Below are 21,024 nucleotides of genomic sequence, written 5' to 3' on the forward strand. Positions count from 1 at the left end.
CCAGACTGACGTGACGCCCAAAGGCAGACTGAGCAAACCAACCCAAGCATCAGCCAGAATGCAGTTAGAACGACCGCGACCATGAATTGGAGCGTTGTCGGTTTGACGCGATCCGCGACCAACCGGTTGAGCAAAGCGATAGCCGCGCCCATGAAGGTGACCTGTTTCGCGCAGTTCAATGCAACTACCAGCAGGCCCGAGAGAACAAAAATTAGCATTCAGATGCAGCGTCCGCTGGCATTGAGAGATGCTTTTTGCTGGCCTTCGCAACCCGACGGCCAACGCCGTAGGAGGCCGGCAGGCCCCTACATCATCACTGACGTCCCTGCTCTTCGCCATGGGCGAACAGGGCCTGCATGAATGCGGAATCGAACTGCTCGTCTGGGAAGGCGTCATCATCGAAATCGTCACCGATCTGGTAGACCGCAAGCGTTACGCCATGATGGACGGCGAATTCGCGATAGGACCGTAGGATGTTCCTATCGGCATGGGCGATCATGGTTTCGATCGAGCGGCGCAGGATCGAAAAAGCCGTTGGCTCGACGCCTTCGACCTGCGGCGCAAGGCGGCCATTATACAGAATGGTGAAGGAGCCGTTAGTCACATCCGCTCGCTCACGGAGCTCGGCCTGTCCCCACAGGATGCTGGGCGGTATCGCGAGGAAGCTTCCTGCGGTGTCGCCGTCAACATGCATTTCGCGGAAGGGCTGCCCGTCCGCCTCGACATCGATCATTACGGGCGGCATCAGCGCAGGGACGCTCGAGGAGGCTAGAAGGAGACTCTCGATAAGATGCTCGCGGTTGGGCATCGGCGAGACGGCGATAGAACCCAGATCCCAGATCGTGCCGCGCTGCGTGTCAAGGTTGGTCGTAGTTACCAGAAGGCGGCGACCCTTCCGGTGTTCCTCTACGATCCGCTCGACAAGTTCGGGCGAAACCTCGCGCTCGATCATTTCGAGCAAGGGACGGCTGGTTGCAAAAGCTGGTCCACCGAGCAGCCCGGAGATCGCACGCTGACGGTAGATGTCGTCCGCGTCGATTGTCGTGTAGAGGCGGCGCAAAGCGTCGTCCTCGCTTGGACCTAGAAAAGCAAAAGGCGCGATAAGCGCGCCGGTGCTGACCCCGATGACGAGATCGAAGTCGGGCCGGTCGCCGCGTTTGCTCCAGCCCGTAAGGAAGCCTGCCGAGAAGGCTCCTTTGTCCGACCCGCTGGAGATGGCCAGCAGGTCGATCGGTTCGTCGTCACCCGAGGCTCGCCTCTCCGCCATCCAGCGATCATGCCATGGCCGGATAATCTCGATTGATGCCTCTGTATCGAACCGCGTGCCGGTGAAATCAACGAGTTGTCCACCCATCCGCGCCGCCGAGGAAACGTCTTCGCGCTCGGGCAGAGTTGCGCAGGCACCGAGCGCGGCAGAAAGGACGATCAAAAGCATCGCTCTCGGCGATGTCCGTCTTGGTATCCGCGAGGCGATACCAGGCCTGCGTCGCATGCTCCTATTTGCCATATCGCGCCATGAAGGTCTGATACGCGGCCGCAGCAATCCGGTGACATTCGTCGATCGACGCCTTCTCGCGCGAGCCGTACAAGCGCGGATCGAAAATCCCGACCTTGCAAAGTTCACCCAATTGCTGGGCGGCAAGTTCATGATCGTCGCACGCTAGCTCGCCCCGCCCGGCCCATAGCGCGATCATGCTCGCTACTTCGCGGTTGCCGCGTTGGGGGCCGTTATACATGAAGGTCGAAGTAGCGAGCGGAAAGCGGTCGAAGCCGCCGATGCAGATGCGGCACAGACGCAGCACGTCGTCGTCACGCCCGAACATGCGTGCGAGGCGCGTGGTGATGACCTTGAGACCTTCGGTCGCGGTCATGTCACGGAATTCCGGTGGTACGATCTCGCTGCGCACCCGGGTCAAGGAATGCTCGACCACCGCAACGTAAAGTGCGTTCTTGTCGCGAAAGTGATTGTAGAGCGTCGGCTTGGCGACTTTCGCCTCGCGCGCCACTGCATCCATGCTGGTACCCTCGAACCCCTCGCGTACGAACACGCGCTGAGCCCCGGCGAGAATAGCCGCCCGCTTCTTCGTCTGCGTGATCTTGTTCATCTGCTCCACTTCGTTCCGATCTGAAAGTGGCCATAGGCGATTCGGTTTCAGAAAGCCAACCCGAAGGTTCATGATGAACTTTTGGGTAGCTTTTCTGCTTGGCGTTCGGAATCGATATACCTATTGATCTCTCGCTAAGTTATTCGACATATTTCGTATCTTCTCAGCGCCTTAACGCGACTTTCGCGCAGGAGCGGCTGCTGAAATCCTTCAGGAACAAGCGACTGACTTAGCAAATTCGTTCTAGATTGTACTAGACGGTTCAGAGCGAATCGCCTAGCAGGCCAGCCCATTATGATCAGACTCACAATGCGACCAGGCCACCATCGCCGATGGATAGCCGCCGTTTTTTCGGCGGGTCTGGCAGGCTGCGCCACGGTCGGTCCTGATTACGAGCGGCCTCCTATCGAGGCGACAGCGACCGACTGGATCGATCGGGAAAGCGTACCGGTCGCCGAAGCGGAATTCATCGCCTGGTGGCGCAATCTGGGCGATCCGGTGCTCACTCGGCTGGTCGAAGCTTCGCTGCAGGACAATCTGACGATCCGACAGGCACTCCTTCGGGTCGAGGAAGCGCGGGCGCGACGCGCGCAAATCAGGGCTTCCGCGCTTCCATCGGTCGGAGCCGATGCCTCCGTCACCGCGCTGCAGCAAAGCCTCAACGCCAATCCGGGTTTTGCACAGATCCCCGGCTTTCAGCGAGAACTTGAAATCTACGATGTCGGGGGGTCGCTCGCCTGGCAGATCGACCTATGGGGCCAAACGCGCCGCGCTCTGGAAGCGGGCGATGCGCGCATCGAAGGCGCGATTGCAGCCGCCAACGGTGCACGGCTCGCCGTGGCCATCGAGACGGCTTCGACCTATCTTGCCCTGATCGGATACCAATCCGAGCGCGGCGCGCTTCTCGCCAGCATCGCGGCGCAGCGCGAACTGCTGGCGCTCTCGAATATTCAGCTTCGCGAGGGCGAAATATCGCGTGCCGACCTGCTGCTCGTTGAAAGCGAGCTCGCCCGCATCGAAGCCGAGCTTCCGCGCCTCGATGTCGAGATAAGGGCTGCTGCCCTGGCTCTCGGGCCGCTGATCGGCGGGTTGCCGGAACGAGAGATCGCGCTCGCGACCGAGGATCGGAACGAGGTCGCGCTGCTCGACGTGCCTGTCGGCCTGCGCGCCGATCTGCTCCGAAGGCGCCCCGATATCGCGCGCGCTGAACGCGAACTGGCGGCCGAGACCGCCGAGATTGGCGTCGCGAGGGCCGAGCTTTTCCCGCAGCTGCGCCTCAACGCGGCAGGGGGCTTCTCATCGATCGCGCTAGATACGCTCTTCGATGGCGACAGCACCAGCTATTCCATCGTGCCGTTTTTGTCGTGGCGCGTCTTCGAAGGCGGTCGAATCCGCGCGGAAATCGATCTCGCTCAGTTGGAAGCGCGCCGGGCTGCGCTTGCTTACGAGCAAAGCATTCTAACCGCGCTCGAGGAAACCGAGACGGCCATCGCCCGCTACGACCTGGGACGTGAGGCACTTGCACTGAGCGAGCGCGCCGCGACCCTTTCGGCAGAAAATTACCGCCTCGCCCGCATCCAGTTCCAGTACGGCGCGATCGACCAGCTTCGCTTGCAAGAGGCTGAGCGGGGTCTGCGGAATGCGGAACGCGGCCGAGCGATTGCCTATCGCCAGGCGAGTCTTGCCATGGCGGGGCTGTACGCCGCACTCGGCGGCGGCTGGCAGGCCGCACCATCGGGAGACCCATCGTGAAACATACCCTCGCCCTTTTTGGGTCAGCCTTCTTGCTGGCTGGCTGTTCCGAAACGGAAAAACCGCCCGAGCCCAGACCTGTCGCCTGGGTCGAAGTCGGCGCTTCGGAAACCACATCCGACGATCAAGTGACCTTCCCGGCGCGCGTACGCGCCGAACAGCGCGCGTCACTCAGCTTCGAAGTCGGTGGGACCCTCACCTCCGTACGCGCCGAGATCGGCGATCGGGTCGGACGCGGCGCGGTGGTCGCGACACTCGATTCCGCGACCTATCGCTTCAATGCCGCGTCTGCCGACGCGCAGGTCGTCGAAACCCGCGCGCGGCTTGCGCGCGCCCGACAGGAAGCGGAGCGACAGCGCGCGCTCTTTGCCGAGGGTGCAACCTCCGAGACGCGGCTGGAGACCGCCGATGCCGAGGTAAACAGTCTCGAGGCCCTTCTAGATGCCGGGCAGGCGCAGGCTGGCTCGGCGCGCGAGACGCTTTCCGATACCCGATTGCGCGCCCCCTTTTCGGGTCGTGTGGCGCGCAGGATCGTCGAGCCGGGCACCCAGGTCTCCCCCGGCCAGCCGGTGCTCGAGCTCGACGGTTTCGGAACCGAAGTGGTCTTCAGCGTCCCCGGAACGCTGCGCGATCGGCTTGCCACCGGTCAATCGGTCGAGGTGCTCCGACCGGGACGCGACGTGCCAGCTCTTGCGGCGACCATCACCGAGATTTCCAGCCGCGGCAGCGGGCCGGGCGCCTTCGAAATCGTCGCACGGGTGATGGCCGGTGAAGGGACGATCGAGCCCGGCGAGGTGGCCGAGGTTCGCCTGTCTCGCGACGCCGGTAACGAAGAACCGCGGCCACAGTCCGCCACTTACGCGATACCGCTGACCGCCATCATGCCCACCGGTCCCGATCGCGGAGAGGTATGGGTCGTCGACACGCAAACCGATAAAGTTTCCGCGCGCACCATCCGGTTCGAAGCGGCGAGCGAGAACCGCGTTACGGTAACGAGCGGGCTGAAGAGCGGCGACGTCGTCGTCAGCAAGGGAGCAGCCTTTCTGCAAACCGGTGAGCGCGTCAGTCTGATCGGCGCCGGCGCGCGGCGGTTCGCATCGTGAGCAATCTTTCGGAACTCGGCTTCCGCTACCGCGCGGCGGTTTTACTCATCGTCGTGCTCGCGATGATCTACGGCGTCGCGAGCTATTTCACGCTTCCCGCGCGCGAGGACCCCACGATCACTATCCGCGAAGCCGTGGTCGTTACCGCGCATCCGGGGATGGACGCGACACGGGTCGAGACCCTCATCACCACCCCGCTCGCCGAAGCTATCAAGACGATGCCCGAGGTCGACGAAGTGCGTGCCACTTCAATGGAGGGACAATCGATTATCCATGCCGAAGTCGCCTTCGCCACCGACGATCTTGATCAGGCGTGGGACGAACTGGACGAAAAGGTCGAGGAGACTGTGGGCCAGTTCCCTGAAGGTACGATGGCGCCAATCATCAACGACGAGTTCGGCGATGTCGCGGTCATTACGCTGGCGTTGCAATCTGCCGATTTCCCGATGGACGAGCTGGGCGATCTTGCGGAGCATGTGCGCGACCAGCTCTACACCATTCCCGGCACCAAGCGCGTCGACATCCTGGGTCGACCGCAGGAGCGGGTCTATATCGAGATGAGCAATGCGGTGCTCGCCCAACTCGGCGTTCCGCTCGATGCGGTCGCTGCGGCGCTCGCACAGCAGAACGTCGTGGCGCCCGGTGGCGCAATCGAGACCGAAAGCCGCCGATTGTCGATCGAACCGTCGGGCGCCTTCGAAACACTTGAAGACGTCAGAAACCTTTATCTCGACCTCGGCCCGGCAGGGACCATCCGGCTCGGCGATTACGCGCAGGTCAGCAAACGATCTATCGATCCTCCGTTGCAGCGCGCCTATTTCAACGGTGATCCTGCCATCGTCTTCGCCATCTCGATGGACGAGGCGCAAAGCGTGATCAACTACGCCGATCGCGCGCAGGAAACGATCGACGACGTGCGCCAGTCGCTGCCCGCGGGCATAACGCTTGAAACCATGACCTGGCAGGCCGAGCAGGTGAAGAACGCTGTCTACGGCGTTAGCTTCAACGTCCTCCAGACGTTCGCCATCGTGCTTGCGACCATGATCCTCTTCCTTGGCCTTCGCACGGGGCTCGTAATCGGCGCAGTGGTTCCTGCGGTCGTGCTGATCACACTCGCAATCATGGGCATGTACGGCATCAAGCTAGAGCGTATGAGCCTTGCAACCATCGTTATCGCGCTCGGCCTGCTGGTCGATAACGGCATTGTGATCGCGGAGGATTTCGAACAGCGCCTCGCCGAAGGCATCGACCGGCGCAAGGCTATCGGTCAGACGGGCGGAGAACTCGCCGGGCCGCTCCTCGCGTCGACACTCACCATTATCCTTGTGTTCCTGCCGCTCATGCTCGCGCAGCAGGAATCGGGTGAATACACGCGCAACATTTCGCTCGTCATCCTGATCGCTCTGTCGAGCTCTTGGCTGATCGCGGTCACGGTGATCCCCACCCTGTGCTATTGGTTCGCCAGGCCACCCGAGGAGCAACAGAAGGGCAAGATCAGGGCCAAGGTTGACGAAACGTTCGACTGGGGATCGGCGCGCTACGAGAAGCTTCTTCGCTGGGCGCTCGCGCATCGCAAGCTCTATCTTGGCGGCATGGCCGCGCTGTTTGCTATCGCAGCGGCATCGCTGCAGCTGGTTCCGCAACAATTCTTCCCCTCGTCCGACCGTGCGCAGATACTCGTCTATGCCGACATGCCCGTAGGAACCTCGAGCGTTGCGATGGACGAAAAGGTTCAGGCGATCTCCGAGTTCATTGACGATGACGAGCGCTATCCAGACTTCGACAGCGTGGCTTCCTATTCAGGGTTTGGGGGACCGCGCTTCGTGCTGTCGCTCGCACCATCGGACCCAGCCCCCAATAGGGGTTTCCTCGTCATCAACGCGAAGGACGCGGAGGTGCGCGATGCCGGTGTCGAGCAATTGCGGCAGGACATGGCCGTGGCCTTTCCCGACACTCGGATGCGGATCGCGGGGATGTTCCTCGGGCCGAGCGATCCCAACGTGATCCAGGTGCAGGTTCGCGGCCCGGACCCCGATGTCCTGCTTGAAACGGGCGACAAGCTCGCGGGCATCCTGCGCGAGGTCGAAGGGACGATCGACATCTTCTCCGATTGGGAAGAACCGTCCATGCAATACAGGGTCGAGGTCGACCAAGCGGCCGCGCGTGCGGCGGGCGTGACCTCGGCCGACGTCTCGCGTGCGCTCACGACCTATTTCTCGGGGCAATCCGTAGGCGTCTATCGCGACGGCGATGATCTCGCGCCGATCGTCATTCGTGCTCCCGAAATCGAGCGCACCGATCCGGCCCGACTGGAAGCGGTGACGCTTGTCGGGGCGGAAGGAGCGGTCGTACAGTTGGGTGAAGTAGCGATGGCTTCGCTTGTCCCGCAACGGGGACGCATCCAGAGCGAGAACCTGATCAAGACGCTCACGGTCGAAGCGCGTCCTACCTCGGTCACCCCGCAGGACATGGTTCCGATGGTGCAGGACAAGCTCGACGAGCTCGAGGCGATGCTGCCGCCGGGTCATCATATAGAATGGGACGGCATTATCGCCGAGAGCTCGGAAGGCACCAGCGCGCTGCTCGCCAATCTGCCCCTGATGATGGGGCTGATCGTCATCATGCTGGTGATCCAGTTCGGTGCGTTCCGACAGGCCGGTGTCGTTCTCCTAGTCGTTCCTCTGGGCGTGATCGGTGCGGCAGCCGGGCTTCATATCATGCAGGCCGATTTCGGCTTCATGGTGATCCTCGGCCTGTTCGCTCTGTTTGGCATTATCATCAACAATGCCATCGTTCTCGTCGACCGCTGCGAGATCGAGCGCAGTGAAGCGGAGAAACGTGCACACGATGAAGGCAAAACGCGCGACGATGCTGACGTTGAGCAAGTAGCCGAAGCGGTGGTCCAGGCCGGCATGCGCCGGTTCCGACCAATCCTGATGACGACGATCACCACGATCCTCGGACTCCTACCGCTCATCATCGGACAGGACGTGCTTTTCTACGGCTTGGCCAGCGCTATCGCGTTTGGTTTGGTGTTTGCTCTGGCAATCACATTGGGCGCGGTGCCCGTTCTGTACGCGTGGTTCTTTGGCGCACAGTCCGCCAGCTCGAAATCAGGAAAGTGATGATTGTACCGTCAACATCCGGGGCTCGTAATTGGCATTCGACATTCGTCAACTAAGATATGCAATCGCTGCAGCGGATCACGGCAGCTTTTATCGCGCCGCCCGCGCCCTTGATGTTGAACAATCAACGCTCAGTCGCTCAGTTATGAAGCTCGAACGATCGGTCGGCGCTCAGCTATTCTTGAGGTCACACTCGGGTGTAGCTCCAACGACCGCCGGGTTGCGATTTCTGCGCAGCGCCCGACCTATGGTCGCCAATGCGGACCGGATGATCGCCAACACGCGCGCGGCGGGCAGTGGCCGTGCAGGAGGTTTCGTTGTCGGGTTCAACAACTCCGTCTCTGCTGGAAACCTTCGTGCTACGCTGGTCGCCGCGCAACGCGAGAACCCTGACCTTAAAATCAACGGCGTCGAATCGGACCGCAGTGCACTTTTCGCGGGTCTCGACAGCGGCGAGATCGATATAGCCATCTTGATGGGCGAGATCGCCCGCGATGATTGTCGGCACGCCTCGTTCTGGAGCGAGCACGTCGTCGCTGCGATGTCGAAGGGTCACGCACTCTATGAGCGTGACACTGTCAACTGGACTGATCTGCGTGGGCAGCGCTTTATGCTGCCGACCGCCGATCCCGGCCCGGACATCCGCGACATGCTGATCGGTATGTCCCCCGTCAGCACCTATGGCACAGATTTGAGGTTGTGATTCAAGGAGGATTTGGGCTTCGTCGTAGTGACGAAGGAACGAAGATGAAGCCCAAATCCTCAAGGTCCAAATTGCCTGCCGAGCAGGTGGTCAAGGACATCCGCCGCAAGACCCGTCGGCATTTTTCATCGGAAGACAAGATCAGGATCGTGCTGGAAGGCCTGCGCGGCGATGACTCGATAGCTGAGTTGTGCCGCAAGGAAGGCATTGCCCAGAGCCTGTACTACACCTGGTCCAAGGAGTTCATGGAGGCCGGCAAACGCCGCCTGGCTGGCGACACCGCCCGTGCAGCGACTACGGACGAAGTCAGGGATCTGCGCCGTGAGGCCCGCGATCTGAAGGAATGCGTGGCCGACCTCATCCTGGAGAACCGCTTGCTCAAAAAAAGCATGATCGCGGATGGGGGAGACGACGCATGAGATACCCCGCATCCGAGAAGCTGGAGATCATCAGGATCGTTGAGCAATCGCATCTCCCGGCCAAGCGCACGTTGGACCAGCTCGGCGTCGCACGGCGCACCTTCTACCGCTGGTATGACCGTTACCTTGAAGGCGGGCCGGAGGCGCTGGCAGACAGGTCATCGACGCCGATCCGCGTGTGGAACAGGATCGCACCCGAGGTTCAGGATCAGATCGTCGAGATGGCGCTGGAGCAGACTGACCTCAGCCCAAGGGAACTGGCGGTGCGCTTCACTGACGAGAAGCGCTACTTCGTGTCGGAAGCCACCGTCTACCGGCTGCTCAAGGCCCACGATCTGATCACCAGTCCGGCCTATACTGTGATCAAGGCGGCAGAGGCGTTCCACACCCAGACCACGCGCCCCAACGAGATGTGGCAGACCGACTTTACCTACTTCAAGATCATCGGGTGGGGCTGGGTCTACCTCTCGACCGTGCTCGACGATTACTCGCGCTACATCATCGCCTGGAAGCTCTGCACCACCATGCGAGCCGAGGACGTCACCGACACGCTCGACATGGCTCTGGCAGCCTCAGGCTGCGACCATGCCAATGTGCTGCACAGACCACGTCTGCTGAGCGACAACGGTCCCAGCTACATCGCCGGGGAACTGGCCGAATACATCGAAGCGAACCGGATGAGCCATGTGCGCGGTGCACCCTTCCATCCGCAGACCCAGGGCAAGATCGAGAGATGGCATCAAACGCTAAAGAACCGCGTGCTGCTCGAAAACTACTTCCTGCCTGGCGACCTCGAACAGCAGATCGAGGCGTTCGTCGAGCATTACAACCACCAGCGCTATCACGAAAGCCTCGACAACGTGACGCCTGCCGATGCCTACTTCGGCAGGGCTGCCGCCATCATCAAACGACGAGAAAGGATCAAGCGAAAGACACTCGAACATCGGCGCTTGCAACACCGCAAGCTCGCCGCCTAAACATCAAACCCAGACGAGGCCCGCACTCCGCAATCCTACGCCGCGAGTTGTGCCAAATGTTTTGACGACGGACAGTCGAGCATCTGCAGCGGCTTGGCGTTCCGGACATCGTGATGGGTGAGCGAGAAATAGCAGCGCGCATGCTTTCGTTCACCGCGCGCCAACTCCAGTCGTCGCCAGGGAAAGGATGAATCGCCTATAATGCAACATTACGTCGTTCATGAGTCCTGGAATTACGATGCCCTAAAGGGCAATCGAAAGTCTTGGGTTAGGCAAGGATGCGAAGTCCATCGCCGAAAACTCTATCCAGAAATGGACCAATTTTCAGGTAGCAGAGCAGATTGACGTGACCCCCTGATTTTCCTCCAAGTTGGATTTGAGTCCGGCCCTGACAGAAGGACGGACGAGATGAAGAGAACGAGGTTTTCAGAAGAGCAGATCATCGGCGTGCTCAAGGAGGCGGAGGCGGGAGCGAAGACCGCCGACCTGGCCCGGCGACACGGGGTTTCGGAAGCGACGATCTACAACTGGAAGTCGAAGTATGGTGGGCTGGAGGTGTCTGATGCCCGGCGGCTCAAGGAGCTCGAGAGCGAGAACGCCAAGCTCAAGCGCCTGCTGGCCGACACGATGCTGGACAAAGCGGCGTTGAAGGATCTTCTGGCAAAAAAGTTCTGACGCCCGCCGCGCAGCGGGAAGCTGTCGCTCATCTTCAGGCATGCCACGGGATGAGCGAGCGGCGGGCGTGCCGTGTCATCGATGCCGATCGCAAGAGCGTGCGTTACCGTTCCACCCGGGGCGATGACGCCGATCTGCGTGAGAAGCTGCGCGAGCTGGCCAACCAGCGACGGCGGTTCGGCTATCGCCGTCTGCACATCCTGCTGCGCCGGGAGGGGATCATGATCAACCGGAAGAAGACCCAGAGGCTCTACAAGGAGGAAGGCTTGGCGGTGAGGCGTCGACGCAGTCGCAGGCGCGCAGTCGGCACGAGGGCACCTGCTCCGGTGCTCGCCTTACCGAACCAGCGCTGGAGCCTGGACTTCGTGCACGACCAGATGGCGTCGGGCAGGAGGTTCCGGGTGCTCAACGTGGTCGATGACGTGACAAGGGAGTGTCTGGCAGCGGTGCCGGACACGTCGATCTCTGGTCGCCGTGTCGTTCGAGAGCTGACCGAGCTGATCGCCCAGCGTGGCAAGCCCGGCATGATCGTCAGCGACAACGGAACCGAGCTCACCAGCAACGCCGTGCTGGCATGGTGCGGCGAGATCGGCGTCGAGTGGCATTATATCGCGCCCGGAAGGCCGATGCAGAATGGCTATGTCGAGAGCTTCAAGGGACTGTCAGGAATTCCGTGTGTGGGCGGGCATAATGGGTAAGAAGGAGTCCCACTATGTCCCGACGCAAAGAACCTGCGATCCCCAATGAGCTGCTGGATCAGCTTTTGGCTGGCGGTGCTGCCAGTGCCGCTTTCGAACAAGGCGGCTTGCTGGATTCTCTGAAGAAGGCGCTGACCGAGCGCGCCTTGAATGCGGAGATGGATCACCATCTGACCAGCGACGAAGAAGCCGGGAACACGCGCAATGGCTATGGCCGCAAGAGCGTGACCACCGATGCCGGCAAGCTGGAGATCGATGTCCCGCGCGATCGTCAGTCGAGCTTCGAGCCGCAACTGATCGCGAAGTACCAGCGCCGTTTCCCCGGCTTCGATGACAAGATCATATCGATGTACGCGCGCGGCATGAGCACCCGGGAGATCACCGGGCATCTGCACGATCTGTATGGCATTGACGTGTCGCCGGACCTGATCAGCACCGTGACCGACGCCGTGCTCGACGAAGTCGCCAGCTGGCAGCAACGGCCGCTCGATCCGGTTTACCCGCTCGTTTTCTTTGATGCGATCCGGGTCAAGATCCGCGATGAAGGCATGGTCCGCAACAAGGCGATCCACATCGCGTTGGGCGTCCGCGCTGATGGCGCCAAGGAGGTGCTGGGCCTGTGGCTCGAGCAGAACGAAGGCGCCAAGTTCTGGCTGCGGGTGATGAACGAGCTCAAGAACCGCGGGACCGAGGATATCCTGCTTGCCGTGGTCGATGGGCTCAAGGGCTTCCCCGAGGCCATCACCGCCGTGTTTCCCGAAGCCGTGGTCCAGACATGCATCGTCCATTTGCTGCGCAATTCCATGGACTTCGTGTCCTGGAAGGACCGCAAGGGGCTGGCGACGGCGCTCAAGGAAATCTACCGCGCCCCCAGCGCCGAGGCCGCCGAACAGGCGCTCACCTCGTTCGAGGCTGGTCCCTGGGGCAAGCGTTATCCCGCCATCGGCCAGAGCTGGCGACGTGCCTGGGCCGAGGTCATCCCGTTTTTTGCGTTCCCTGATGAGGTTCGCCGGATCGTTTACACCACGAATTCCATCGAGGCCCTCAACTCGAAGCTCCGCAGAGCCGTCAGGGCGAGAGGCCACTTCCCGAGCGACGAGGCCGCCACCAAACTGCTTTATCTGATCTTGAACCGATCGGAGAAAGAGTGGAAAATGCCGCCGCGTGAGTGGACCATGGCAAAGGCCCAGTTCGCCGTGATATTCGGTGAGCGCTTCATCAAAGCCATGGCGGCGTAATGTTCAACCGCCCGTCCATACACGGAATTCCTGACAGTCCCGAGCTTCAACGGTCGCATGCGGGACGAACTGCTCAACGAGACGCTGTTCATGAGCATGGCCCATGCCCGTGTCGAGATCGCCGCCTGGGTGGATGATTACAACCGGGAGCGACCGCACTCATCGCTTGGCTACGCAACACCGGCGGCGTTCGCCGCCGAACTGGATAAGCAATGGCCTGCTTCGCTACGCCCTACGGGCTCCACTACGCAGCCCATTGCTTCAATCGCGCTTATGCGCAAAACAACCGCCCGGCTCTAATCCCAGCTGGGGGAAAGCTGGGGGTCACGTCACTGGATGTAAAGTTCCGTCTTCTGATTCTGAGCGATCCTTGTTGCAGCCTTGATCGCCTCGGCTTGGGTGTCGTGCACGCTGCTCGCTCTGGATGAGCCAGCCTTCTTCACCGCCCAACCACCAGTTGAACTTCGAACTACGTGCTGACCTTGCTTCGCCATCGCCATTACCTCCACGACGAATATAACAATCCTGCAAACTTGGCGCTAGGTGCTCGAAGCGATCTTTATGGCGACGATGTCCGCAACATCGCCAGAAAACTACGACAATCGACGGTCTTCTATCTGTCCGTCCTAGTCGATCCGCCCGAAGGCCGGGCGCTAAGCTCCCGGTTCCTTCTTCTCGTCGTCCAGCGGCGTGCGCAGGACGATCCGGCCATTGATCGGCACCACTTCAAGCTGCAGCGAAAGCCCTTTACGGTCGCGGTGAAACCACGCGGCTCCGATGCGGGTCCAAAAGCCCTTGTCGCCCTTGTTGGCGACATGCCAGGCTAGGAAGTCCGGCGGATTGGTCTCCTGCGAGGGTGCGGTATTGCTGCGTGCCATGATGATTTCCTTTCGTGTCTGGTGGCTCGTTGCACCAAACAGGAAGGCCGCACGGCCAAGGGCAGGATTCATGTCCAACACGGGTGACCCCAGCGAAGGCCGGGGAAACCGGCGCGGGCCGGGCATTGAAGGCTGACCGCGTGCGGCCAATTGGGTGCTTAAGAACGAGCCCGCCTGATCGAAAGGCATGCAAACACATGGCAAACCGCCACACTTGCGCCTGCGATCACTCTCGCCCAAACCTTCGCAATGGCAATCGAGGGCAGTTCCCGGAAACGCTGGAGCGAAGAGGAGACGGTGCTTGCGCTGTATCTCTACTTCCAGCTGCCGTTCGGAAAGCTGCACTCGGGCAATCCGGAAATCCAGGAGCTTGCCGCAGCGCTCGGGCGCACGAATAGCTCGGTCGCGATGAAGCTGTGCAACTTCGCCAGCCTTGATCCAAAGATCACCGACAGCGGACGCAAGGGCCTGGACGGCGCATCCAAGCTGGATCGCGCGGCCTATGCGGAGTTCGGCCAAGATTGGACAGGTCTCGTCTCGCGGGCCGAAGACCTATGGGCTGCACAGATCGGGCAATTCGACCCATCGCCCGCACCATCGCGCCTCAATGAGAAGCGCAGTGAATTCCGGTTCGAGACCTATCAAGGCGAGTCCACCACACAGGCGCTTGTGAACCAGCGTGTCGGCCAAGACTTCTTCCGCCGCGCGGTGCTCGCCAATTACGAAGAGACCTGCTGCATCACCGGCATCGCCGATCCCCGCCTTCTGACCGCAAGCCACATCAAGCCATGGGGCAAGGACAGCGACAACCGGCACAACCCCGCCAATGGCTTGCTGCTTTCAGCGACACTCGACCGCGCCTTTGATCGGGGGCTGATCACGGTCGATCGCCAACGGCGCATTCGCGTCTCGCGGCAATTGCGCGAAAGCCAGAGCCGCGAGACGCGCGACTTTTTCCAGCAATTCGAGGACGCGACTCTGCGCTCAGCAATCCGGTTCGATCCCGAGCCAGCCTTTCTCGATTGGCACAACGAACATTGCTTCGTCGATCAACGCGCCGCCTGACCTGTCAGGCGGCGCGCGGACTGCCGCCCCTCAATATTCACTGGCGAGCATGATGGTGAGCACCCGCCGGGTCACCGCAGGATTGGCCGGGTCATCGCTGCCAAAATGCAAATCGCGGTCGTAGGCATCGATCTTCCAGAACACGGTTTCGGCAGGCCGCGCAGGTCGCGTGGTCGTCCAGCGATCTTCGCCATCCTGATAGATCGCTCCGAAATCGCGCTCACCGTAAGGATCGTTGTCCGGCGTGAAGGCGTCGAAGGTTTCGATCAGCTCGCGCACCCGCGACTGATCTGCCTCTGACAAGGCTCGAAAGCCTTCGGTTGCCACAGCAACGCATGCAACGCCCATCGCCTGCCGCGCCCGGTCATTAAGCCGCGCAATGCGCTCGCTGCGGGAAAGGGCGCCAGTACTCATTGCACCGCCCTCCCGCCAAGTTCGCAGAGTTCGACCAGCTCGCCAAAATCCTCACGCTCGCCCAGTTCCTCGGCCAAGCGCTGCACGGTTCCGAACGGCAGACCGTTCTCATTGGCCAGCATTCGCAACCAGTCCTCGCGGCACTCGGCTCCGCATGCGCGGTAGTTCAAGATCAGGTCACCCATTTTCTGCCCTCCTTCGGCTGAAAGCCGCATCCGACACGCGGCATGCGGCCTGCCTTCCGGCGAGGATGGGAGGGGGAGGGAAAACCGGAATCGATGCCCTGGCGCGGGCCAGCGGGCACAGCCCGCCACACGGGGGCGTCTATTTCCGGTTTCGGGAACGAGAGGGCAAAGCCTTTGGTGTTCCCGCCAGGGATCGCCCGGCGATCCAGAGAACATCGGCACCCTTGCAACGGCGCGAAGCCGACGGAGGTCCTGCGCACGCGATCAGTGCGCCAGCGGGCCTCCGGCAATGAAAGAGGCAAGAGTGCCTGCGGGTTAGCTCAGGAATGCCGCGCCCTCAGGAGCGCAGAATGCGTGGGACAGAGCGCGTCCACCAGGAATTCCCGCTCTGCTTCGAACTGCTCCTGATCGTCACCCGGGTGGGATGAAACCGCAAAGCGGGTTCAGTCGAGCTTTGCGAGATAGAGCAGGTTGCCCGGAAGGGTAGCTTTCCATTTGTTGGATAAGATTAAACGAGGGGTTCGCTCATGTCGGTCACTTTACGGCAATCGAGCCGCGTTTTGACGTTGACGCAAATCATCGGTCCATCTGGCGAGAGTGTTTATTTCACTGTCAAGGGCATCTGGGTTTGGAAGCGGGCGATTCAACGCAGGTGCGGTGCTATGCAGCAACTCAGAACACCGCTGAAAACCATCGCGCATGGTCTCACAGTCAGCGATCGTGATCGCAGTCAGCTTGACGAGGCCGGGCGTTTTTACCTCGTTGGACAGACGGCGAAGAACGTGACTTACCGCTTCCTCAACCGCGATTTCCCACGTGTCTCGCAGCGATCCGGCGATAGATTTTACCGTTTCACGCCATTTGTCCTGATCGCCCTGATCGAAGTGATAGCGTTCATTGGCGAGCTGGTTGGTCAGGCTTGTGGTAATGTCGGTGACGCGCCGTGCCTTGAAGGGAGGCTCACTACGACAGAAACCAGCCTTTTCGGTGCCGCGACTGACAGAACTTATGGCAACCTGCGGAGTAGGGTCCACCTCTTTCGCAGCTCGATCCAGCTCGAACAGAAAAGCCAGATCGTGCGTGAACACGATGACCTGTCGGTTCGCCGCTTCCGCGATCAGCCGCTTGGCAACGGCCTCGCGGTGCATGTGGTCGAGCGAGGACACAGGATCGTCAAATACGATGCCGGATTTGTTCTCGGTCGTGGCGAGTTCCGCCATGAACGCGGCCAAGGCGACGCATCGATGCTCGCCCTCGCTCAAGACCTGCCCCACCGATGCAGTGGGCTTGCGAGTCAGCGCAACCTTGAAGCGTGGCACGCCCTGCACGCTGTTTTGCTGGCGCAACTCGACGGCAAGCCCTGCAATCTCGAAACTCGCCACCTCACGCGCAAACTGCGCGCGCAGCGCGTCCGTTACCAATGCCTGCGCAACTTCCGTGCTTTTCGTAGTTATGCGGTTGGTCGCGGTGTCGCGCTGTGCCGCTTCGAGCGCCTTGATCTGTTTCAGGCGCTCGATCTGCGCCAGCACGTCTGCCTTGATGCCGTTAAGCCATTGGCGATCGGCAAGCTCGGTGCGCTCGGCGATCAGCGCCTCGCGCGCAGGGGAATCGGCCTCTACCGCAAGCGCTTCGCCTCGCGCATCAAGGTCCGCCACCTGATCGACCAAAGCCTTAGGCGGCAAAGCGACCAGTTTCGCATCGATGATGGCGGTGGGGTCGGCATGACGGCGGCGGATCTGACGATGACGCCAGAGGGCGTGTACGCCCGCACGTCTGACTTCGGTGGCCAGCGCATCCTGACGCAAATCGTCACGGATGGTCGCCACGATGGCGGTGAGTTCGGCCAGAGTCAGTCCGCTTCCCGCGAATGCCGTAACGGCGTCGTCATAGGCTGCGCGTGCGGCATCGGCTCGCTGCTGGCTGTCGTCGCGCACGAAATTCTCGAAGCGATTGAGGCGGTCGGCGGCTTGCGGGGTCAGTTCCTGCTGGCACAGAACGCAAACGCTGCCGGCATCGGTGACGGGAAAATCCCGCTCGGGATAGGCCGCCTCAACCGAAAAGGCCCGCGCGCTTTCCCACAGCGATTGCCACACCTCGGAGCCAATATGGGGTAACGGCTCGCCTGCAAACAACGCGCCCGACGCGGCCTCCGCCGCTCGCCGCGCCGCTTCACTATCGTTCGCCAGTCGGCGGAGCGAGGTGACGCCATCATCACTGATGGCAGCAACCAGTACGTCCAGCTGAGCAATATATCCTTCGACCTTGGCTTTAAGCGCGGCAAGCTGGCGGGCAGCGCGCGCAGGATCACCGGCGAGGTCGGCGGTGAGTTGCGCCAGCCGGTCCTGTTCGGCCTGCGTAAGAGTCGCCAGCGCCTCCACGGCGGCTGGATCGGTATTTGCGGCAAGGCGCGCAAGAAGCTGACCGACTTTGCTGGTGGGGCTGCATGTGGGGGTGTTAATGCTCTGCGGCGTCTGCGCCTGTAGCTGGGTGATCTCAGCGGCGAGCTTATCTTTCACCGACTTACAAAGCTGGGCTAGGGCGCTCAGCAGCTTGAGCGGGAATGGCGTGTAGGCTACGTCGTTGGTTTCATCGACATAGATGTTGGCGGTGCGGGAGTCAAAAACGCTTACAGCGGATAACGCCGTATCGGCGGGCTGGCCAAGCTGCCATGCGCATGTGCGGTTCTGGCCGCTGATCGCGTATTCAATGGTGGCGCTCGGGGTGCCGGGCTGGGCGTCATAGATGTCGGGTATGATCTCCTCGCCACGCCCCGAGATGCGTGCCCGACATGCGCGTTTCAGGATACGGGCGTAACCGGATTTTCCTGATCCATTATCGCCATAGATTATGGTCAGTCCAACACGGTGAAGAGATAGCCTCTGATCGGGAGCCAAGGCGTTAACATTTCGCACGTCATGCACCTGCCGCAGATAGACTTCTCCTTGATCGCGGTTGGGGTCGCGCAAGTGTGCCGCTTCTAACGGTACTGCCTGACCGTCGCCTTTGCAGATGGCTACAAGCTCATCGAGCCCGGCGGCATCAACACTACCCTCTGCCGCAAGCCTGCGCAACGCATCGCGTTGCCAGCCTGGGCTGTCTGCGGTCCATGCAAGGATATTGGCCAACGCCTCGGCTTCGGTCGTCATGCAGCCCCCAAAATCCATTCACTCCTTCGCCACTACGGTGTCATACAGGCCATAATGCGTTAGCCCTTCGTGGCTCTCGATGCCGGTATAGCGTAGCGAGGCATCTTCGTAGCGGCGGAACGCGAAAACCGCTTCATTCATCCGCTCGGTGTTGAACACTCGAAGGCGAACCAACAGGTGGAAATCCGCCACGGTCAGGCCAGTAACCGCATGGAAAAGGTCCGGTTCCAGCTTGGTAATCACGTCCTGTAGCTTGTTTTCGCGGAAGTCGGTCAGATACATGAAGGCCGGGATGCGGGTGGCGAACTTTATCAGCTTTTCCTGAACCAGCTTGCGCTTGGTTTTGAACTCCTTTTCCTCGGCGGTCAGTTCCTTCTTCTCTTTCGGGGTCAGCTCCCCGTCATTGGCTTTGGCCTTGTCCTTGATGTCCTTGATCTTCTCGCTCTTGTTGATAATCGTTTCGATGATGTTGTCGCCCAAGGCGCGCCAACCTTCGATCCGCTCAACAGCAGCCATCGCTTCGGGGTTTTCGAGAACGCGGCGCAACGTGTCGTTGTCCACGTTCACCAGCATGGCCGATTCCCATTTCCGGGCCAGCAGGGTCGCGGACGTTCCCGCCATCGCAATGTCGAGGATGCCGCCCGCGTCGATCTGCATCATCTTCGCGCCGTCATAGGCCAGCACGGGCAGGAACGAGACAAGTTCCTTCACGGCGTTTTCCGGGTTCGCTTCCCCCGGTGAAAGGCCGATGCCATATTCCGACAACTGCCGCAGCGCCCTAGTCGGGGCGAAATCGAACACGAAGCAGACCGGCTTGATGATCTCTTCCTCGTTCGGATTGTCCCCGTTGGGATTCTTGATCGACCAGGGCGACTGCACCCGGAACGCCGCCTGAAAATATGTTTCCGGCGATTGGAGATTGCGCAGCATCAGGATCGACGACCATTGCTTGACCGTAACCCCGGTGGTCAGCTTGCCGCAGGAAAGCGTGATGGTCTTAGTGTCGAAACCGCTGCCAACCTTGTCCCGAACGGGCGGCAAGGCATCAAGGCCGATGCCCGCCGATGCGCCTGCGGCCACGATCACCTGATAATCGTGCCAGAACGTGTTGTGTTTCTCTTCCAGCAAGTTCGCCATAGCATGGCAGGCGGCGACATTAGGCAGGAACCAGAAGCTATGCTGCAAGTGAGGCAGAAGCCGCGTGTCCGAATAGGGCCACGGCGGAACAACGCCCGTCTTGATGCTGTCGAATGATCGCGGTGCATCTGGCGAGTTGCGAATGACGTTGAGCCATTTCTGCACCTCGTCCTTGTGCTTAAACTGCGCGAGAACGCCTGTGCCGTTTGCCGCGAAAAACTCATTGAGATCAAACTCGTCCAGCTCGCCGCCGCTGGCAATGTGAGTAATTTCCGGCGGCATCTGGTAAGTCAGCAGGCGCATTTGCGGCAATGCGCCGTAAGGATTGCGCTGCCCCGGATGCTGAGCGGCAAATTCTTCCTTGGCGCGCTGCTCGTCCGTGTAGGTCCAGTTGAATATCTGCTCTTCGATGAACTCGCCCGTGGCCAGCGCCTTGAAGGGTGTGCCAGAAAGATAGAGGTATGCCCGCGTGGTAATCGGCAGAAAGTCGGTTTCGCTTTCCGACATGACACCAAGGTCTTCGTTCACATCGTCCAGACCATCGGCATATTCCAGCTTGGCTTCCTTCTTGGCCTCGCCTGCATCCTCGCCCTCGAAAAGCTCCTTGGCCGTCTCGCGCCATGCGCCGAAATGATATTCGTCGAACACGACCAAATCCCAGTTGATCGTGTGGAGCCATTCGTTGCGGGCCTTGATGTTCCCCGCCTTGTCGCGCCCCAGCAGGTCCTGGAACGAGCCGAAATAGACCACCGGCTTGTCACCGTCGATCTGGCTGGGATCGCGCCCGGAATTGCGGGAGAGATACTGCCACCCGTCGAAATCGACATGGGATTCAAGATCCGTCTGCCAGGCATCTTCGACGGCGGGCTTGAAGGTCAGCACCAGGACCCGCTTCGCGCCAAGCTTCTTGGCAAGCTGATAACTGGTGAAGGTCTTCCCGAAACGCATCTTGGCGTTCCACAGAAAGCGGGGAACGGCATTGGCATCCTGCTGCCAGCGCGAGTGATAATAGGCGTAGGTCTGCTCGACCGCTTCCAACTGCTCCTTGCGCGGCGGGAAGTCCTCATGATGCGTGCCGGTGAATTTCTGCCCGCTGCGCAGTTCGGCCAGCACGGTTTTCACATCGGCCAGCGAGCATCGCATCCATTCAAGCTGCGGATTGGCAAAACCCTTGCGTTTGAGCGCATCGCGCACGGCGTGGTCAGTGATGATCGACCCGTCATCGGCCTCGCCGGGTTCGTCTAGTTCAATGGTGTAGTTGGCAATCGCTGCTGTCTTTAACTGCTCGGCAATCCGCTGCTTCACGTCGCGCGTTGTCTGGCCGACCTTGAGCAAGCCGTCATGTGCTTCATCCGCGATAGAATAAGCGTAGATGCGCGGGCGCGCATCGGGTTTGGCGGTCAA

General features: G+C 60.9%; 15 protein-coding genes and 2 pseudogenes. 9 read left to right on the plus strand and 8 right to left on the minus strand.

Annotation, left to right across the window (positions count from 1 at the left end; genetic code table 11):
- Nucleotides 1-313: 313 nt before the first annotated feature.
- Nucleotides 314-1,435: a patatin-like phospholipase family protein gene (locus A9D14_RS01395; RefSeq protein ID WP_066842330.1), complete on the minus strand. Its 1,122-nt coding sequence runs from the start codon at nucleotides 1,433-1,435 to the stop codon at nucleotides 314-316.
- Between the two features lie 61 nt (nucleotides 1,436-1,496).
- Nucleotides 1,497-2,105 (minus strand): TetR/AcrR family transcriptional regulator, encoded by a 609-nt coding sequence (locus tag A9D14_RS01400; RefSeq protein ID WP_066842332.1) that lies wholly within the window; start codon nucleotides 2,103-2,105, stop codon nucleotides 1,497-1,499.
- Between the two features lie 309 nt (nucleotides 2,106-2,414).
- On the opposite strand from A9D14_RS01400, the gene A9D14_RS01405 reads away from it, so the two are divergent.
- The 8 genes and pseudogenes from A9D14_RS01405 to A9D14_RS01440 form a co-directional block, all read left to right on the plus strand.
- Complete coding sequence (locus A9D14_RS01405; RefSeq protein WP_006833872.1) at nucleotides 2,415-3,857, plus strand: efflux transporter outer membrane subunit; 1,443 nt, start codon at nucleotides 2,415-2,417, stop codon at nucleotides 3,855-3,857.
- 128 nt (nucleotides 3,858-3,985) lie between these two features.
- A complete protein-coding gene (locus tag A9D14_RS01410; protein WP_157668100.1) occupies nucleotides 3,986-4,960 on the plus strand; it encodes an efflux RND transporter periplasmic adaptor subunit in 975 nt (324 codons plus the stop codon).
- Nucleotides 4,957-8,085: an efflux RND transporter permease subunit gene (locus tag A9D14_RS01415; protein WP_006833870.1), complete on the plus strand. Its 3,129-nt coding sequence runs from the start codon at nucleotides 4,957-4,959 to the stop codon at nucleotides 8,083-8,085. The genes A9D14_RS01410 and A9D14_RS01415 overlap by 4 nt, the downstream gene beginning before the upstream one ends.
- Nucleotides 8,086-8,116: 31 nt before the next feature.
- The gene (locus A9D14_RS01420; RefSeq protein ID WP_083987516.1) at nucleotides 8,117-8,788 is read left to right on the plus strand and encodes a LysR family transcriptional regulator; all 672 of its coding nucleotides are present in this window, start codon (nucleotides 8,117-8,119) and stop codon (nucleotides 8,786-8,788) included.
- A 44-nt stretch (nucleotides 8,789-8,832) separates the two neighbouring features.
- Nucleotides 8,833-10,184, plus strand: a protein-coding gene (locus tag A9D14_RS01425) for an IS3 family transposase (protein ID WP_151884740.1) whose coding sequence is annotated in 2 segments (ribosomal slippage) — nucleotides 8,833-9,168 and nucleotides 9,171-10,184 — 1,350 coding nt in all. Because the reading frame shifts where the segments join, the coding sequence is not laid out codon by codon here.
- A 408-nt stretch (nucleotides 10,185-10,592) separates the two neighbouring features.
- Nucleotides 10,593-11,518: pseudogene (locus tag A9D14_RS01430) on the plus strand (IS3-like element ISEli1 family transposase); the annotation flags it as partial.
- A 53-nt stretch (nucleotides 11,519-11,571) separates the two neighbouring features.
- Nucleotides 11,572-12,795: an IS256 family transposase gene (locus A9D14_RS01435; protein ID WP_066842340.1), complete on the plus strand. Its 1,224-nt coding sequence runs from the start codon at nucleotides 11,572-11,574 to the stop codon at nucleotides 12,793-12,795.
- Between the two features lie 36 nt (nucleotides 12,796-12,831).
- Nucleotides 12,832-13,095, plus strand: a pseudogene (locus A9D14_RS01440) (integrase core domain-containing protein); the annotation flags it as partial.
- Nucleotides 13,096-13,124: 29 nt separating this feature from the next.
- Here the strand turns inward: A9D14_RS01440 and A9D14_RS01445 are convergent.
- Together A9D14_RS01445 and A9D14_RS01450 are read right to left on the minus strand one after the other, a co-directional pair.
- The gene (locus tag A9D14_RS01445) at nucleotides 13,125-13,295 is read right to left on the minus strand and encodes a DUF2188 domain-containing protein (RefSeq protein ID WP_083987518.1); all 171 of its coding nucleotides are present in this window, start codon (nucleotides 13,293-13,295) and stop codon (nucleotides 13,125-13,127) included.
- 153 nt (nucleotides 13,296-13,448) lie between these two features.
- Nucleotides 13,449-13,673, minus strand: a complete 225-nt coding sequence (locus A9D14_RS01450; protein ID WP_054525419.1) for a hypothetical protein — start codon at nucleotides 13,671-13,673, stop codon at nucleotides 13,449-13,451.
- Nucleotides 13,674-13,922: 249 nt separating this feature from the next.
- On the opposite strand from A9D14_RS01450, the gene A9D14_RS01455 reads away from it, so the two are divergent.
- Nucleotides 13,923-14,738 carry an HNH endonuclease gene (locus tag A9D14_RS01455; RefSeq protein ID WP_066842344.1) on the plus strand — a complete coding sequence of 272 codons (816 nt, stop codon included), beginning with the start codon at nucleotides 13,923-13,925 and terminating at the stop codon, nucleotides 14,736-14,738.
- Nucleotides 14,739-14,768: 30 nt separating this feature from the next.
- On the opposite strand, the gene A9D14_RS01460 is transcribed toward A9D14_RS01455, so the two are convergent.
- The 4 genes from A9D14_RS01460 to A9D14_RS01475 all read right to left on the minus strand — a co-directional run bounded on the left by A9D14_RS01460 (nucleotide 14,769) and on the right by A9D14_RS01475 (nucleotide 21,024).
- Complete coding sequence (locus A9D14_RS01460; protein ID WP_066842346.1) at nucleotides 14,769-15,152, minus strand: DUF3768 domain-containing protein; 384 nt, start codon at nucleotides 15,150-15,152, stop codon at nucleotides 14,769-14,771.
- Nucleotides 15,149-15,337, minus strand: coding sequence for a hypothetical protein (locus tag A9D14_RS01465; RefSeq protein ID WP_066842348.1), 189 nt, complete (start codon nucleotides 15,335-15,337; stop codon nucleotides 15,149-15,151). Before A9D14_RS01465 ends, A9D14_RS01460 begins: the two co-directional genes overlap by 4 nt.
- A gap of 539 nt (nucleotides 15,338-15,876) precedes the next feature.
- Complete coding sequence (locus tag A9D14_RS01470) at nucleotides 15,877-18,483, minus strand: AAA family ATPase (protein WP_066842350.1); 2,607 nt, start codon at nucleotides 18,481-18,483, stop codon at nucleotides 15,877-15,879.
- An 18-nt stretch (nucleotides 18,484-18,501) separates the two neighbouring features.
- Nucleotides 18,502-21,024, minus strand: a complete 2,523-nt coding sequence (locus A9D14_RS01475) for a GIY-YIG nuclease family protein (protein WP_232468697.1) — start codon at nucleotides 21,022-21,024, stop codon at nucleotides 18,502-18,504.

Origin of the sequence: Croceicoccus marinus (genome assembly GCF_001661675.2) — a bacterium.
GTDB lineage: Bacteria > Pseudomonadota > Alphaproteobacteria > Sphingomonadales > Sphingomonadaceae > Croceicoccus > Croceicoccus marinus.